General features: G+C 55.9%; 8 protein-coding genes and 4 pseudogenes. 10 read left to right on the forward strand and 2 right to left on the reverse strand.

Annotated elements, in window-relative coordinates; translation table 11 throughout:
• Positions 1–351: 351 nt before the first annotated feature.
• The 7 genes and pseudogenes from EJ077_RS01570 to EJ077_RS01595 all read left to right on the forward strand — a co-directional run bounded on the left by EJ077_RS01570 (position 352) and on the right by EJ077_RS01595 (position 8,957).
• Positions 352–1,527, forward strand: coding sequence for a M24 family metallopeptidase (locus EJ077_RS01570; protein WP_208699322.1), 1,176 nt, complete (start codon positions 352–354; stop codon positions 1,525–1,527).
• A gap of 366 nt (positions 1,528–1,893) precedes the next feature.
• Positions 1,894–2,102 (forward strand): annotated as a pseudogene (locus EJ077_RS31750) (amidohydrolase); the annotation flags it as partial.
• Positions 2,103–2,312: 210 nt separating this feature from the next.
• A complete protein-coding gene (locus tag EJ077_RS01575; RefSeq protein ID WP_208699324.1) occupies positions 2,313–3,419 on the forward strand; it encodes an ABC transporter substrate-binding protein in 1,107 nt (368 codons plus the stop codon).
• A 241-nt stretch (positions 3,420–3,660) separates the two neighbouring features.
• Complete coding sequence (locus EJ077_RS01580) at positions 3,661–4,698, forward strand: ABC transporter ATP-binding protein (RefSeq protein ID WP_208702887.1); 1,038 nt, start codon at positions 3,661–3,663, stop codon at positions 4,696–4,698.
• Between the two features lie 302 nt (positions 4,699–5,000).
• The gene (locus EJ077_RS01585) at positions 5,001–6,497 is read left to right on the forward strand and encodes an ABC transporter permease subunit (protein ID WP_245458608.1); all 1,497 of its coding nucleotides are present in this window, start codon (positions 5,001–5,003) and stop codon (positions 6,495–6,497) included.
• Between the two features lie 415 nt (positions 6,498–6,912).
• The gene (locus tag EJ077_RS31755; RefSeq protein ID WP_245458760.1) at positions 6,913–7,152 is read left to right on the forward strand and encodes a succinylglutamate desuccinylase/aspartoacylase family protein; all 240 of its coding nucleotides are present in this window, start codon (positions 6,913–6,915) and stop codon (positions 7,150–7,152) included.
• A 221-nt stretch (positions 7,153–7,373) separates the two neighbouring features.
• Positions 7,374–8,957, forward strand: a complete 1,584-nt coding sequence (locus tag EJ077_RS01595; protein WP_208699326.1) for an integrase catalytic domain-containing protein — start codon at positions 7,374–7,376, stop codon at positions 8,955–8,957.
• 199 nt (positions 8,958–9,156) lie between these two features.
• Here EJ077_RS01595 and EJ077_RS01600 read toward each other — a convergent pair.
• Positions 9,157–10,181, reverse strand: a pseudogene (locus EJ077_RS01600) (IS110 family transposase).
• A 468-nt stretch (positions 10,182–10,649) separates the two neighbouring features.
• On the opposite strand from EJ077_RS01600, the pseudogene EJ077_RS31760 reads away from it, so the two are divergent.
• From EJ077_RS31760 to EJ077_RS01615, 3 genes and pseudogenes are all read left to right on the forward strand, one after another.
• A pseudogene (locus EJ077_RS31760) lies at positions 10,650–10,893 on the forward strand (hypothetical protein); the annotation flags it as partial.
• Between the two features lie 596 nt (positions 10,894–11,489).
• Entirely contained in the window at positions 11,490–12,506 is a 1,017-nt protein-coding gene (locus tag EJ077_RS01610; protein ID WP_208699328.1) for a D-alanine--D-alanine ligase family protein, read from the forward strand.
• A 352-nt stretch (positions 12,507–12,858) separates the two neighbouring features.
• Complete coding sequence (locus EJ077_RS01615; RefSeq protein ID WP_208699330.1) at positions 12,859–14,031, forward strand: M24 family metallopeptidase; 1,173 nt, start codon at positions 12,859–12,861, stop codon at positions 14,029–14,031.
• Between the two features lie 88 nt (positions 14,032–14,119).
• On the opposite strand, the pseudogene EJ077_RS01620 reads toward EJ077_RS01615, so the two are convergent.
• Positions 14,120–14,509: pseudogene (locus tag EJ077_RS01620) on the reverse strand (transposase); the annotation flags it as partial.
• Between the last annotated feature and the right edge of the window lie 459 nt (positions 14,510–14,968).

The following is a 14,968-nucleotide window of genomic DNA, read 5'->3' on the forward strand; positions in this document are numbered from 1 at the left end:
TGACGCGATCCCTTTCAATAGAGGATGCCATAAAAACAAAAATTGGGCAAAGTGCGTCGGATCATCGCCGAACGTTTCGGCAAAACGCAAATAACTAGACAGTTTGAGCGAGCCAAGTTTGGTCTCATTCTGATTGCACGGTTTTGATGTGGCACGACAAGGCGCCGGCCATGCTTGGCTTGGATTGCGGAGACTTTTGCATCTGGCTGCCAGATGATGCCGATATAGGAATAGCATTTGACGCAAGTCGCTAGGAAAGCGGATTGTCAGACCGGATGAGCCGGCGAAGCGTCTGTGACGAACCGATCGCGCATTTTTGCGCAACCGAACCACAACACATTGAGGTGAGATATGGCGACGATGCGCCCCGCAATTCCTCTGACGGGTGTCCCCTTCCCAATATCGGAGTATGAGCGCCGACAAAACAATGTGGTGACTGCGGTTGCCACAGCAGGCTTGGACGCAATTGTGGTAACCGCGCACGGCCATTTGAAGTATCTCAGCGGCTATGATGGGAACGGCGGATATTTTGCGCCATTTCCTCTTATTTTGATCCCGGGGCGCGCTCCAATATTTGTCGTTCGCGAATATGATGAGCAAGCAGTGCGTTCATATAGTTGTATCGACGAAATTGTAACGTATACACATCAGCCGGATTTTGGCAGAGTATGCGCAGATGTATTGCGCCGACTCGGTCTGCAAAATAAATTGGTTGGTTTCGAGCTTGGATGCTGGAATCTAGCGCCGGCCGATGTGCGCGCAGTGCAAGACCAGCTTCCGGATCTGAAAATCACTGATGTCACCCGGCTGGTTTCGTCACTGTCCGCAGTGAAAGGAAAACTTGAGTTGGCCTGCATGCGCGATGCTGTTCGATTTACTGATTTGGCTATCCGAACCTTCCAAAAATCGCTTCGTCCCGGAATTACAGAAATCGAGATGGCTGCAGCCCTGGCCGCGGCGGTACAGAATGACCCAAGCAATGCGGCTGGGGATATCGAGCTGGCGCCGGTTACCATTTTGTTTGGGGAGCGGGTGAAGTTGCCCCATGCCCCAGCAACCCATCATCCTCTCAGCAATAACGAGCCAGCATTTCTGGAGGTAGGAGCGTCAAAGCACGGGTATACCGTAGGAATGGTTCGATGCGCAGTCCTTGGCAAACATCCCGAAACCGAATCTTTGCACAAGTTGGCTGAGGAGGTCATTGCAGCTCTGGTCTCCTCGATTCGCCCAGGTGCCACCCCAGCGGATGTCCACGCTGCTGGGCAGGAGGTATTGAAGCGATCTGGACGCAAAGGCGTCTTCCGCCAACGAACAGGATACCAAACCGGCATTAACTGGACTGAGCGCGGCGACTTGAGTCTCGAGCCCGATGTCAATGAATCACTCACCGCAGGCATGACCCTGCACATGCCAAACATTTTGTGCAGCGAAAGCGGCTACCTGTTTGGTGCCGGCGCGCACGTGCTCGTGACAGATCGTGGCGCGGAGCTCCTGAGCGAAATCCCGTCAACACTTTATCGGGCCTAACGCATAAAGTATGCGGGTTAAGTAGCACAGCGCTCGCAGTGCAGGGTAAGCTAGTTCGCGGGAGACGGAGGGTCGCCGTTGCCAGCGGACCAGATTTACGATTGCCCCTGCGCGACGTCTGAAGCGCGCATCCGATCCTTCTCCAGGCAGAAGCTTATCCGTTTAAGCACAATCGGATTGTTGTCAGGGTCGTAGTTGCGGGCACTAACACCGAGACCGTGGGACTATCTCGGTTCTAGATGGTGACAATATGCAAACTGAATTTGACGACAACTCCGGTGCCATTGATCATTCTTCACACACTGGCGCCTGATCCAAACCACTCGAATGCGGGAACGTGCCTATGGTTGGGGTTGACACAAGGAAATCTAGGTCGAAGCAACGACTTGGCGTTGGTATCTTCACGAGAACCCCGAACTTGACTATCGGGTGAATAACACAGCGTCGTTCGTGGCCGAAAGCTTGCTTCCTTCGGAATCAACTACATCGAGTGTAGGATAGCGGAAACCGGCGTGGTTGCATTGATCAAAGGTCAACTCGGAGATGGACCCAATATCGGGTTGCGGGCCGACATGGCGCGGCCGGCGGCATATATTCTGCTTGGAAATGGTTCGCTCCTGCTCTCCATAATCCAGCCTACGACTTTAACGACGAAGCACTGTTCTATGGCATAGGTACTGGCTCAACTTAGCCGAGGCTGCTCTCGCCGCGTAGGGGAGTTTTGGTTCGAATGCAAGAAATCTTAGCTAATCAAAGGCTGAGATAAACAATAAGAGGGTAATGACATGAAATACAAAATAAACCGGAGGCGTTTGCTGCAGACGACATCGACAGCGCTGGCCGCTGGCGCTTTGTCTTCCTTTGCGGGACGCGTTTCGGCGCAAACGCCGAACCAGATCAACGTAATGGTGGGAGGTGGCGATTATGGAAAAGCCAACATTGAGGCTTACGCAAAGCCATTTGAGGCTGAGACCGGTGTTAAGGTCAACGCGATCACCGACGACATGTATATGGGCGTAATCGAATTGATGGTTAAATCAGGTAACGTCACGATCGATGTAGGGTCGCTTGGTCAAGGAGAAAATCTTGTTGCAGTGAAAAAGGGACTTCTCGAGGAAATTGACTACTCTAACTTCAAAAATGACGAGCTGGAAGCCATTTATGACTTTGCCAAGCAGCGTTTTGGGGTTGCAGCTCTCATTTACTCCTACAACATGGTCTATAACACAGAAACATTCCCTGTAGATAAACCCCGTCCGACAAGCTGGCCCGAATTCTGGGATGTCGAAAAATTTCCTGGTGTCCGAACACTTGTGTCTGGTCAATACGGATCAGAAGGGCCTTGGGAAGAGGCCTTGCTGGCGGATGGCGTATCTCCCGACAAGCTCTATCCGATGGATATCGATCGGGTGTTTGCCAGTTTGGATAAGATCAAACCGCACATTCGGAAATGGTGGGGAAGCGGGTCAGAGATACAGCAGATGTTGCACGACAAGGTCGTGGACATCGCTCAAGCCTACGACGTAAGAGCTCAGCTGCTGATTGATCAAGGGGCTCCGACGGAGATCAATCGGAACCAGGCAAAGCTGCAATGGGACTACTGGATTATTCCGAAGGGGGCACCCAACGCAAAGACCGGCCAAAAGTTCATCGAATTTGTCACCCGCGCGGACCGTCAAGCCGCCTTTGCCCGATTGTTTTCTGGAGGGCCAAGCAACCGAAATGCGTTAAAACTCCTTCCCGAGAAGATTGCTCGCAAACTGCCTACTTACCCAGACTACATGAAGAGCAGCATCGCGATAAATGGCCAGTGGTATAGTGATGTGGGCCCCAGCGGCATTTCGAACACCGAGCTCCTTATCCAGCGTTGGAATGAATGGATATTGCAGTAGCGCCGGGTTGAAGTGCAGATATCCCCGTTGGGGTGATCGCCCTGTCGGGATACAATCGAAACGAATGCTGAAAAATGTGACCGGGGCGGGTTGGACCAAACTCGCTCTCCGCTCACGGCATCGGGTTTGAGGGCAGCAGGACGGTAAATGCCGGCGACTTAAGTCGGGCGATGCTGGAGGAGCTACAGTGAACATGCACTCAACGATCACCACCGCGAATCTGGACGATGGCGCTGGAGAGATGAACCGATCGCCTCAGATCGAATTCCGCAACGTTACCAAGATGTACGGGGCGGTGCCCGCAGTCAGAGACTTGTCATTAAGCGTTCGCCGCGGCGAGTTCCTGACTATTCTGGGTCCGAGCGGTTCGGGCAAGACAACCACTCTTATGCTTTTGGCCGGCTTTGAGGCTCCTAGTGCGGGCGATATAATGATTGCTGGACATTCGGTCGCCGCGGTCCCGTCCTATCGTCGCGACCAAGGCATTGTTTTCCAGAGCTATGCACTGTTCCCACATCTCACAGTGGCTCGAAACCTAGAATTCCCTCTCGAAATGCGCGGCATGGCTCCTGACCTGAGGAACGCTCGAGTGGCCCGGATGCTTGAGCGCGTGCATCTAAGGGAATTTGGCGGCCGCATGCCATCCCAATTGAGTGGCGGTCAGCAGCAGCGGGTGGCGCTCGCCCGCGCGTTGATTGCCGATCCACCCTTCCTCTTGCTTGATGAACCGCTTGGGGCACTCGACCGTAACCTGCGTGAGCAGATGCAGATCGAGATGAAGAGCTTACACAAGGAGTTCGGTATTACGACGGTCTGCGTTACGCATGACCAGGAGGAGGCGCTTACTCTGTCGGACCGGATTGTTGTGATGCGCGCAGGACGTATCGAGCAAATCGGTACGCCGGAGGCCCTCTACGACCGGCCATCATCATGCTTCGTAGCGAAATTTCTGGGTGAGGCGAATATTCTCGAGGATGGCATGTTGCCGACCAGAGCCGACAAGGCCCCCCAAACCGGCACACATGCTATGATAAGGCCAGAGCGCATAGGAATACTTCCGAAGACTGCGGAGCGCGCCCAAACGGACCAGCGCCAGTATGTTACCGGTGCGGTCCACGATATGATTTTTGCGGGCCCTTTGCGAAAATACCATGTTCGCGTCGGCAACACGGTGCTCGTCGTCCGGGAACATGTCGCGGCGGGCCAACCTGTTTTCCAGCCAAGCGAGGAGGTTTGCCTCACCTGGCTGCAGTCAGACATTCGCTTCGTTGCGGCATAAGCGATTGACAAGGTGATACTCATGAAGTTTCTGCGCAGAATGGCCCAGATGCCAATTGGGTTAGCCACCCCAGCGTTCGCGCTTTTGCTAGTGGTTTTTGGCATTCCTATAAGCTTGCTGTTCCTCAACAGTGTCACTGCTCCAGACTTTTCATTCCGATACTACGAGACGTTTTTTCTCATCCAGCCAATGTGCGAGTGCTCTTCCAGACGATCGAGATAAGCGTTGTTGCTACAGCCATCTGCTTAATCGTTGGCTACCCAACAGCGTACCTGATCGTTACCGCATCCAAGAGGCTGCGCATGACGCTCATCGCTCTCGTGATCATCCCCTATTTAACTAGTGGGTTGGCGCGTACCTATGCGTGGATTGTCATTCTGGGCGATCGCGGGGTCATCAATAACATGTTGCTGGACATTGGGTTGATCGATCGACCTCTGCAGCTCATCTATAACCGAACGGCAGTCTACATTGGTATGGTCCATATCATGCTGCCGTTGATGATACTTCCGTTGGTTAGTGCGATGATGGGGATCGATAGGTCCCTGATGGCTGCTGCACGCAGTATGGGAGCGGGACCGTTCACCGCATTCAGACGAGTATTCCTCCCCCTTAGCTTTCCCGGCGCAAGGAGTGGCTCGCTGCTGGTTTTTGTGTTCTGCCTAGGATTCTATATTACACCAGCGGCACTTGGCGGATTGCGCGATGCCATGCTTTCAACCTTCATTGCGGCCGAGGTGAAAAGCTCGTTCGATATTCCCCGCATCGCCGCTGCCTCCTTCGTTCTCCTCGCGTTTGCCATTGTGGTGCTTTCCATGGTAGGGCTTGACCTCTCGGGCAAGCACGGGCGCACCCAAACTCGAGCGCCGAAGAGCTGGATCTCCCGAGTACCCATTGTTCGCAGGGTGAAACAACACGTTAGTGAAGTTCTCCGCCCCCATCGGGCCAAACGGTGGATGGCCCAGCGCTACGCGCCTGGGACGGAGAGTCGATGGCCGAAAGTACTTGGGACGGGTTTTGTCGTTCTGGTGATGGCTTTCCTCCTATTCCCTGGGATAATCGTTGTTATCATGTCGTTCAGTGCCGGGGCATTTTTGCAATTCCCGCCTTCAGGCCTTTCGCTCCAGTGGTATCGATCTTTTTTCGGCGATCCGTCATGGAGCGGAGCGGCATGGACCAGCGTCCAGATCGGCGTCGAGGTTGCTGTTCTTTCCACCGTATTGGGAACCCTTGCTGCCTTCGGGTTGAGCCGTATGAATCCAAGGCTTCGGGGCGTGCTAACAATGATCATAATCACGCCTATCACCTTTCCAGTCATCGTAGTCGGCATCGCGACCTATCTAGGTCTCATCCAGATTGGTCTGATTGGCACAAAGACTGGTATCATCCTCGCTCACAGTATCGGCGCTGTTGGGATTGTTGTCGTGATCGTGTCAGCGACATTGGCTAACTTCGACCGGACGTTGGAGCAGGCGGCCAAAAGCATGCGTGCCGGACCGCTGCAAACGTTTTTCCGCGTAACATTGCCATTAATCAGGCCGGGCGTAGTGGGCGGCGCCATGTTCGCATTTCTCCATTCATTCGACGAAGCTGTCATCACGTCTCTGGTCGGGGGTCTATCGGTTCGGACTTTGCCCTTGAAGATGCTGGAGAACATCCGCCACCAAATCGACCCGACAATTGCTGCAGTCGCGTCCCTGTTGATGCTCCTGCCTCTGATCTGGCTATTTATCCTCTATGCGGTTTGGTGGCGTTCTCAACTTAGGATCCACCGAACGTTCCAGGAAGTTTCTGCCTAGCCGGCGAGCCAGATCCGCGCCCCGGATGATGTTTCCGCCTCCTCCCACTGATTGGCGGCATGAAGCTGGTTTTCGAGCCGGCCAAACGGGCGCTAAAACTGGCCGGCTTTGATGACCAAGGCCGAGTGGATTGTTTCCCAAACCCTTTACAGTATGAGGTCGCACAATGAGCAGCACGCCAGGCCTTACAATAGATCTTGAGAAGCCGGCTCCGGTCACCTAGTTGTCCCGGGCGGCGCCGACTGCGATGCTTTACCGATGCCCGTATTCTGCCTGAATAACGGGGAAGGCCCTCTGCTCCTCATAACCCCAGGGTGTCATGGTAACGAACTAGAAGGTCCTATCGTAGCTCGACGACTCATCGACTAAGCTGCCCAAGGAACAAACATGTGGATGGATCATCGTTCTACCAGTTCTGAACCCGCCTGCCATTCAGGCTTGGAGTCGCAATACCCCGATCGATGGATTGAATCTCAATCGCAGCTTTCCAGGCGGGATCGAAGGATCGCTAACCGAACGCATCGCTGACGCAGTGTCGCATTTACTGCTGGCCGATTACATTTCGATCTGCACAGCTGTGGGCCGCCGTGGAATTTTCCGCCGTCTACCAATTACACAGAGCGTGCATACCTCCGCTCGTCTCAACGCACCCTAGCAAGCCTACTGCTACCGCCCCCGCTAGAATCTAGAATCGTCCGCAGAGGCGGCTCCATGATGAAGGGACACCTTTCCGGCGATTGCGAAGTCTGTACCCCGCTGGAAATGTCGGGCGACATGGAAAACTGACCCCCCGCATTGCCTCAAGCAAAATGTTACCAATAGTGTCGCTGTTCCGAATGGGATGGTCAGGTGTTGTCATCCCGATTCGGAGGATGGATGGCAAGGCGGATCAGCATGGCGACACGGTCGGAATTGGTGGAAGCAATTGTCGAGCGGTATCGATCGGGGATCCGAAGCGATAAGCGCCTCATCCTCGATGAGTTCGTCGCGGTGACCGGTTATCATCGCAAGCATGCGATCCGAGTGCTCCGTCAACGCGCGTCGAAGATACCTGGCAACAAGAGGCACAGCCTTCGCTATGGCGGCGATGTTCGCGAAGCGCTCGTGGTGTTGTGGGAGGCATCGGAGCGGCTGTGTTCCAAACGGCTGCGGCCGTTGATACCTGTCTTGCTGCCAGCGCTTGAACGGCATGGCCGGCTAGAGCTCGATGCCGCGCTCCGCGGCAGGCTGCTGACAATGAGCCCGGCGACGATGGATCGGCTTTTGGCGGAGGTACGTGTTGTGGCTCGCGGCGGCCAGCGCCGGCGAGCAGGAATGAGTTCGGCGGTTCGCCGATCGGTGCCGGTGCGCACCTTCGGGGACTGGAATGATCCGCCGCCCGGTTACGTCGAGGTCGATTTCGTGGCGCATTCCGGCACATCTTCGTCCGGCAGCTTTGTGCAGACGATGGTGTTGACCGATATTGCCACGGGGTGGACTGAATGCGTTCCGGTCCGCACGCGCGACAGCGGCAATGTGATTGTGGCGATCAAACAGGCCCGCTCGTTCTTTCCCTTCCCCCTGCTCGGCGTAGATTTCGACAACGACAGCGCCTTCATGAACGAGTTCGTCGTCTCCTGGTGCCGCAGCGAGGAACTGGAAGTGACGCGCTCGCGCGCCTATCGAAAGAATGACCAGGCGCATGTGGAGCAGAAGAATGGCGCCATCGTGCGTCGCCTGGTGGGGTATGGTCGGTTTGTCGGCGCGGAGGCGACGGCCGCGCTTGGTAAACTTTATGCTGTCGTGCGGCTTTACGGCAATCTGTTCCAACCGTCATTCAAGCTTCAGGAGAAGACGCGGATCGGCGCTCGTGTGATCAAGCGCTATCATCCGCCAGTTCCGCCTGCGGCCCGTGTCCTTGCACATCCGGGTGTGGCCGAGGCCGACAAGCAGCGGCTCCAGGCGATGATGGAAACCGCCGATCCCGTGCTGCTGTTTGCTGGTATCCGCGCCGCGCAGGAGGAGCTTGGGCGGCGGGTCGATCGTCGTGGCCTGAATGCGAAGATTGAGGAGCCGGCCGTTATCGATCTCCAGCGCTTCGCCGCGAATCTGAAGACGGCCTGGAAGAGTGGCGAGACCCGACCAACGCATCGGCGGCCGTATCGGCGGACCAAACCCTATCCGAAGAGACCCAGCATGTACGAGCCGTTCGAGGCGCAGATCAAGGGATGGCTCGAGGAAGAGCCGGCGCTCTCGGCAGCAAGTGTGTTGCAACGCCTGACAAAGATCGACCCCTCGCGCTTTAAGGAAAAGAACCTGAGAATGGTGCAACGGCTTATGAAGGTCTGGCGCATGGAAATGGCTGGGCTGATCATCCTCGATGGCGGTTGGATGAAGAGCTGGCCGCTATCTCCCTTCGCCGCGACGGATGGAGAAAGGGCCCATGTCAGCCCTATCGCGTTCGGTAACATTCCTCGGTGAGGCAATAGGGGGGCAGTTTCTCATTCGCCCGACAACTGTGACCGCTGGCCCTGATGGTGTCCGCTGATCCTTTGGCCTGATCAAGAGAACGAGCTCGAAGCTCCGACTATGTTGCAGGCTTTCGAGATATGTCCTCGTCTGTTCCCATCAAGTCATTGTCACCCTCGATTCTGGACCGCAGCCTCAGCCGTTTTTTCCGTTACGCCGGCGTAGCGGTATAGCGTGCGTCATCACGCATGAGCGCGAATGCGATGCGGGCGAGCTTGTTGGCGGTCGCCACGGCGACAAGCTTGAACGGCTTGGTCTCCATCAGGCGATGGGCCCAGCTTCTCAACGCATCGCTGCAACGTTTGCGATGGAAGAGGACCGCGTGAGCGCCGACAACGAGCAGCTTGCGCAGATATCGGTTTCCCATCTTGGAAACTCGCCCCAGCCGCTCCTTGCCGCCTGATGAACTTTGCCGGGGCGTTAGCCCAAGGAAGGCCGCGAACTCACGCGGACCCGAGAAGGCGGAGATATCCTGGATACTTGCGGCAAGCGCAGAGGCGGTGACGGGACCGATGCCGGGAACGCTCATCAGACGGCGCGCGGTCTCATCGGCTCTGGCGAGAGCCAGAATGGCCTGATCGCTTTGTCCGATCTCATGATCGAGTTCGTTCAGCCGACGCACGACAGGCGACAGCGCCGAGCGTACGATCGCCGGGATCATGTCGTTGCTTTCCATGATCAGAACTGCCAGAGCACGAGCATTGTTCGGTCCCTGCGCGGCGATGATCCCGATCTCGGCCAGATGGCTGCGCAGGGCATTGAGCAGTTGCGTACGCTGTGCCACCAAAAGTTCGCGCACCTCATGGTGCACTCGACCGATCGCACCGGTACAAAGCGCATGGAGGGCCGCGTCACCGCCTCGCAGATGGCCGCTGCATCAGTGGCGTCGTTCTTCTGGCGACGCACATAGGCCTTCACATACGCTGGCGGCATCAGCCGCACGTCATGGCCAAAACTTGCCAGTTCGCGAGCCCAATGATGAGCCGAGCCGCATGCTTCCATGCCGATCAGGCACGACGGTAGACGCTCGAAGAATGCCAGCACATCTTTGCGCCGCAGCGCACGAGACATGACGACACGGCCGGCAGCGTCGACAGCGTGGACCTGGAAGACATGCTTGGCCAGATCGAGGCCGACGGTGGCTACAGCATTGAGTTCGATGTCAGTCTTTTCCATGGACGGTGCTCCTTCAGATGAGTGCTCGACAGCAGCCATCTTGGCACGCCTCTCACGAGGATGATCCGTTGCGGGCGCCGTCCACCCCATCAAGAGAGCCTGAGGGACGCTGGCCAATGCTACGGGATCAACCAAAAGACGGTTGTGAAGTGAAAGAACCAGACATCGGTTCCCGATCTTCCTACGGGTCCCAAAGACCGGAAGTCGACGGTGACGTGAACTTCACGATCGCCAGCTTCTACTCGACCGTCCAGGAACGGCGCGTCCACTGTCGTTCCGCACCTGGCGGCAGCGGCACAGCCGCAGGCGTGCTCGTTTCCACCGTCGACGCCGCTCCATAGCCATATACTTCATTAGCCATATACTTCATTAGCCATATACTTCATTCGCTAAAGTGTCCACTTAATCTAAGAGGACACTAACGCCTCAAGGTACGCGGCAGTAGGCGGACTTGGTCCTGTGCATACGGAGCTGGAAGAGGTCGACACCAAGCTGATGGCCGGCATCGGGCCGATGAATGCAGCCGCCGTCTGGCGCAAATCCCCGGCGTCGGTCCGATCGGCGCATCGCTGGATCGGCCTGACCCTGAAGATCACTCCACAGCCGGCAAGGTCCGGCTCGGCGCGTGGCGTGGGCGAACAAATCGCGCGCATCGCCTTGGAAGATGGCGGTGACCGGCGAAGCGTACCGAACCAATGCTGTGCCGCAGTGACTTAGCCTCAAGTGATCAGCGTCTGGTAGCAGAGTTTAATGACACCAAATCGCGCAGCCTCCGGTATGTGTCAGCATCAGCTAGCCTCCACGTGGCGCGCAACGTCGCTGACGCGGCACTGCATGGTCGACGGCACGAGAGGTGACTGTCGTTTGCTGCTATGCGTGAACTGTGTTCAGTTCCAGAGGGTCTATGTTTGGAATCCGACATACTGAAGCTGAATTATTGCGCGTTTTTTGGACGGAATGCATCTTTTTCTGCTCTGCGTGCGCGACCTTGGAATGGCGCGCCGATTGCATGGCACTCGGTGGAAGCGTCGCTATGCCCACGTGGTCTTGGCTTCAGTGGGCTATACGTGATTTCGATGATCCACATTGGATGGGAAAGACGTTACAATGCCTATTGCGTATCCGCCGTCCGACTGTCGGTGCGTCTGTCAACGTTATCCCTGTCGTTACGAGAGCTTGGGTTTATTTTACGCCCGGAAGGTGAAGCAAACCGCTGCCCCTTTTGTCGGCGCCGTTCCAGACGCTCTGCTCGCTCAAGCAAGGAAAGCGAGCGGAATAGATAGCCAGCAAACTTCGAAGGAGTAGCTCATGCGGGTAGCCGTCGTGTGGAACAACAATCTCGCGGGCGTGATCAACCGGTTCGGTCAACCTTATCCGACGCCGCCGGGACCTTGGCCGGAAGGGGGCTACAGCGGAACCATAGGGAGGATAGCAACGGCGCTGCAAGAGAGGGGGCATGATACATTGTTGTGTGAAGGCGACAAAGGGCTGCTCACCACTCTAGAGCAGTACATGCCACCCGACCTTCACCATCGGCCTTCGGGAATCGTCTTCAACCTGGCTGAAGGAATTCAGGGCGATTATCGCTTCATCCACGTTCCTGCGATGCTCGAGATGGCTGGCGTTCCATATACAGGATCAAGCCCACTCGCACAGGGGCTGCAAGATGACAAGGTCGTAAGCAAAACCCTCATTCGAGACTGCGGGGTTCCAACGCCAAACTATCGCGTAATGCGTCTCGGTACCGAGAGCAGTGGCGACCTGCGATTTCCTGTGGTGGTTAAACCACGTCACGAAGACAATAGCTTCGGATTGCATCTAGTAAATGAGCCAGCTCAGTTGAGGCAAGCTGTGGAGGAGATCGTCGCAACCTATAGGCAGGATGCGCTCGTGGAAGAATACATCGACGGGCGGGAGATCGCCGTGGGTCTGCTTGGAAACGACAACGATGTTGAGGTACTTCCTCTGTTAGAAAAGGACTTCGGAGATCGAGAGCCGAGGATCATGACTTGGGAAGCAAAGTATACTGCTTCGGGGGTGAAGAAAGTCTGCCCAGCGCAAATCGAAGGCTCCCTTGCGGGCGTGCTGAGAGATATCTCTGTTGCAACCTTCCGCGCTTGTTTGTGCCGGGATTATGCCCGTGTCGATCTCCGAATCGATCGCTCAGGCCGACCATTTGTGCTAGAGATCAACTCGATGCCGGGACTCAGTATGAACTCCTCTTATGTCGAAGCCGCGAAGAGTGCTGGATACAGCTTTTCCGGCCTAATCAATCGTATCCTTGATATAGCCCACAGGCGATATTTCGGGATGGACAGCCACTAAGCCGAGTATAGGAGGGCGGCAACCGCGGCTCCGAACTGTCGTACGCCATGACGGCTTAGTTCCTTGAAGCGGTTGTGCCCATTCCCCATTACCGCCTGGGATACATGCGTAGTCTTCGGCGGAGCTTCAAACGCATCCGTCGTTGAGAATTGCGTTACCTGGGCCGCCGTTTGCTTTCGCGTCGGTCATCTGGAAATAGGATGGCACCTTTAGCGACAAAATATTGGCGACCGACCTCAATTTCAGACACTAAGCAAAAGCGGGGCGTAGCAGCGGCCTCTCAATGCCGTCGCAAAAATTGCGCGAATTTTATGCGGACTGAACATCAACGCAGCAAAATTGAGGGTTACATATGGTCAAGACGTCTTCCCGGGTTTTTTTGCCAGGTATTCCCTTTCCTAGCTCAGAGTACGAGCGCAGGCAGCAGGGGGTTCTAGAGGCAGCCGCTATCGCCGGATTGGATGCACTTATGGTGACCTCCCGTAACCATCTTCAGTATCTAACCGGATATAATGGATCTGGTGTATACTATGCACCGTTCCCATTGATTCTGATGCCAGGACGGTCACCGATCTATGTCGTGCGTGAGTATGACGTTGAGACTGTGCGCGCAGAAAGCTGCATCGACGAGATCGTCCCCTATAGGTATAAGGGCGATTTTGCGAGGGTATGCGCCGATGTTTTTCGGAGATGTGGATTACAAAGCAAGCGGGTTGGATTTCAGCTCGGCAGCTGGGACTTGGCCCCAGTCGATGTGAGTGCACTTCAGGCGGCGCTTCCTAATCTGAGGGTTTCCGACGCAACCCCAGTGGTCACTTCCGTAGCGGCGGTGAAGAGCGAATTAGAGCTCGACGCTATGCGCGATGCGATGCGCATTACCGACCTGGCAGTCCGCACCTTCCAAAGCTCGCTGGAGGAAGGAGTTACCGAGCTGGAAATGGATAAAATACTGGCGGCAGCTATTCAATCAATGGCTGCCAAGGAAGGCAATGGGATCGCTCTGGCTCACACTACCATTTTGTTCGGGGAGCGAACAAAATTGCCGCACGCCGTGCCTACCGCGCATTCAGTCAAGAAAGACGAGCCGGCCTTCTTAGAAGTCGCCGGATCGAAACATGGCTACGAAGCCTGGCTGGTACGATGCGCCGTTCTTGGCAGACACACCGAAACCGAATCTTTGCATGCCTTGGCGGAGGAGGTCATCGATGCCGTAGTCGCGGCCGCGAAACCGGGGGCAACTACTGGAAGCTTGGACGCTGCCGGGCGCAAGGTCCTCGACCGATCCGGCCGTCAAAGGGTGTTCCACCAACGAACGGGATACCAAACCGGTTTATCAAGCGGACGCAGCGACCTCAGCTTGGAGCCAGGTGGGAAGGAGACTCTTAAAAGCGGCATGACATTTCACATACCCAACATATTGTGCAGCGAAAGCGGCTACCTGTTTGGGACAGGGGCGCACATCCTGGTGACGGAGCGAGGCGCCGAACTGCTAAGCGACACCCCTAATACGCTGTACCGTGCATAAAACCTCAGTAGTTCGGGATCATAGTATACAGAGCTGGCTCGGTCTGTTTCAACAGGATTTCCCGATTTATTAGTGGACCTGCCTGTGTTTAAGCCGCTTCGGGAAGGGTCATCAGGGTGAAGTAGGCCTCATCGGGCGTTCTGTTGACGCTTTCATAGGCATGGAGATAGACCTCGTTGTATTTGACGGTTCCCCATAGGCGCTCGACGAAGACGTCATCGCGCCAGGCGCCCTTACCATCCGTGCTGATCTGGATTTTCTGATCGAGCAGGATCTTGGTGAACTCGATGCTGGTGAACTGGCTGCCCTGGTCGGAGTTGAAGATTTCCGGCTTGCCATATCGGGCGAGCGCCTCCTCGAGTGCTTCAATGCAGAACGCCGTGTCCATCCTGATGGAGGGCCGCCAAGACAGAACCCTACGCGTAAACCAGTCGACGATGGCGACCAAATAACAAAACCCACGTGCTATCGGGATATACCCGCCGTTCCTGCACCAAGCCGCCCTCCCAGCTCCGGATGCGGCGAATCTCATCGGTGGTGGGCGCGGCAGCGATGGCTGCACTGCTTCGTTTGTTATGGACATGGCTTCACCTCGATTGGCGAGCGTGGGGCGGTAGCTCCGCACGCCACGTTCTGTGGGAACCGGGGGCGGGTGACCGCCTCAGGTGACCCGGTGGGCGACGAGCAATCGTCGCCTCTACTGGATCGGGACAACATGATCGTTGCCGTCATCGAAAGCGAGCCGCACGAAGTACTTTTGCAGGTCGAACTAGCCTCTCTTAAAAGGGCAAACATCGACAATTCGTCGAGACGCCTCATGCGAGGTAGATCAAGTATTGTTTCACATATCTGTCAAATAACTTTATATAATCTTTTCGTATAAAAGTCGCGTAATATGGTACCTTCGCTGCAAATGCGGATTTTTCAAGGGATAAGA

Source organism: Mesorhizobium sp. M8A.F.Ca.ET.057.01.1.1 (assembly GCF_003952565.1).
Classification (GTDB): Bacteria; Pseudomonadota; Alphaproteobacteria; order Rhizobiales; family Rhizobiaceae; genus Mesorhizobium.

Excerpts from the sequence above, each read along its gene's own strand:
- EJ077_RS01595 (WP_208699326.1), top strand. The coding sequence starts at position 7,374 with ATGGCAAGGCGGATCAGCATGGCGACACGGTCGGAATTGGTGGAAGCA.
- EJ077_RS01615 (WP_208699330.1), top strand. The coding sequence starts at position 12,859 with ATGGTCAAGACGTCTTCCCGGGTTTTTTTGCCAGGTATTCCCTTTCCT.
- EJ077_RS01610 (WP_208699328.1), top strand. The coding sequence starts at position 11,490 with ATGCGGGTAGCCGTCGTGTGGAACAACAATCTCGCGGGCGTGATCAAC.
- EJ077_RS01570 (WP_208699322.1), top strand. The coding sequence starts at position 352 with ATGGCGACGATGCGCCCCGCAATTCCTCTGACGGGTGTCCCCTTCCCA.
- EJ077_RS01575 (WP_208699324.1), top strand. The coding sequence starts at position 2,313 with ATGAAATACAAAATAAACCGGAGGCGTTTGCTGCAGACGACATCGACA.
- EJ077_RS01580 (WP_208702887.1), top strand. The coding sequence starts at position 3,661 with ATGAACCGATCGCCTCAGATCGAATTCCGCAACGTTACCAAGATGTAC.
- EJ077_RS01585 (WP_245458608.1), top strand. The coding sequence starts at position 5,001 with ATGACGCTCATCGCTCTCGTGATCATCCCCTATTTAACTAGTGGGTTG.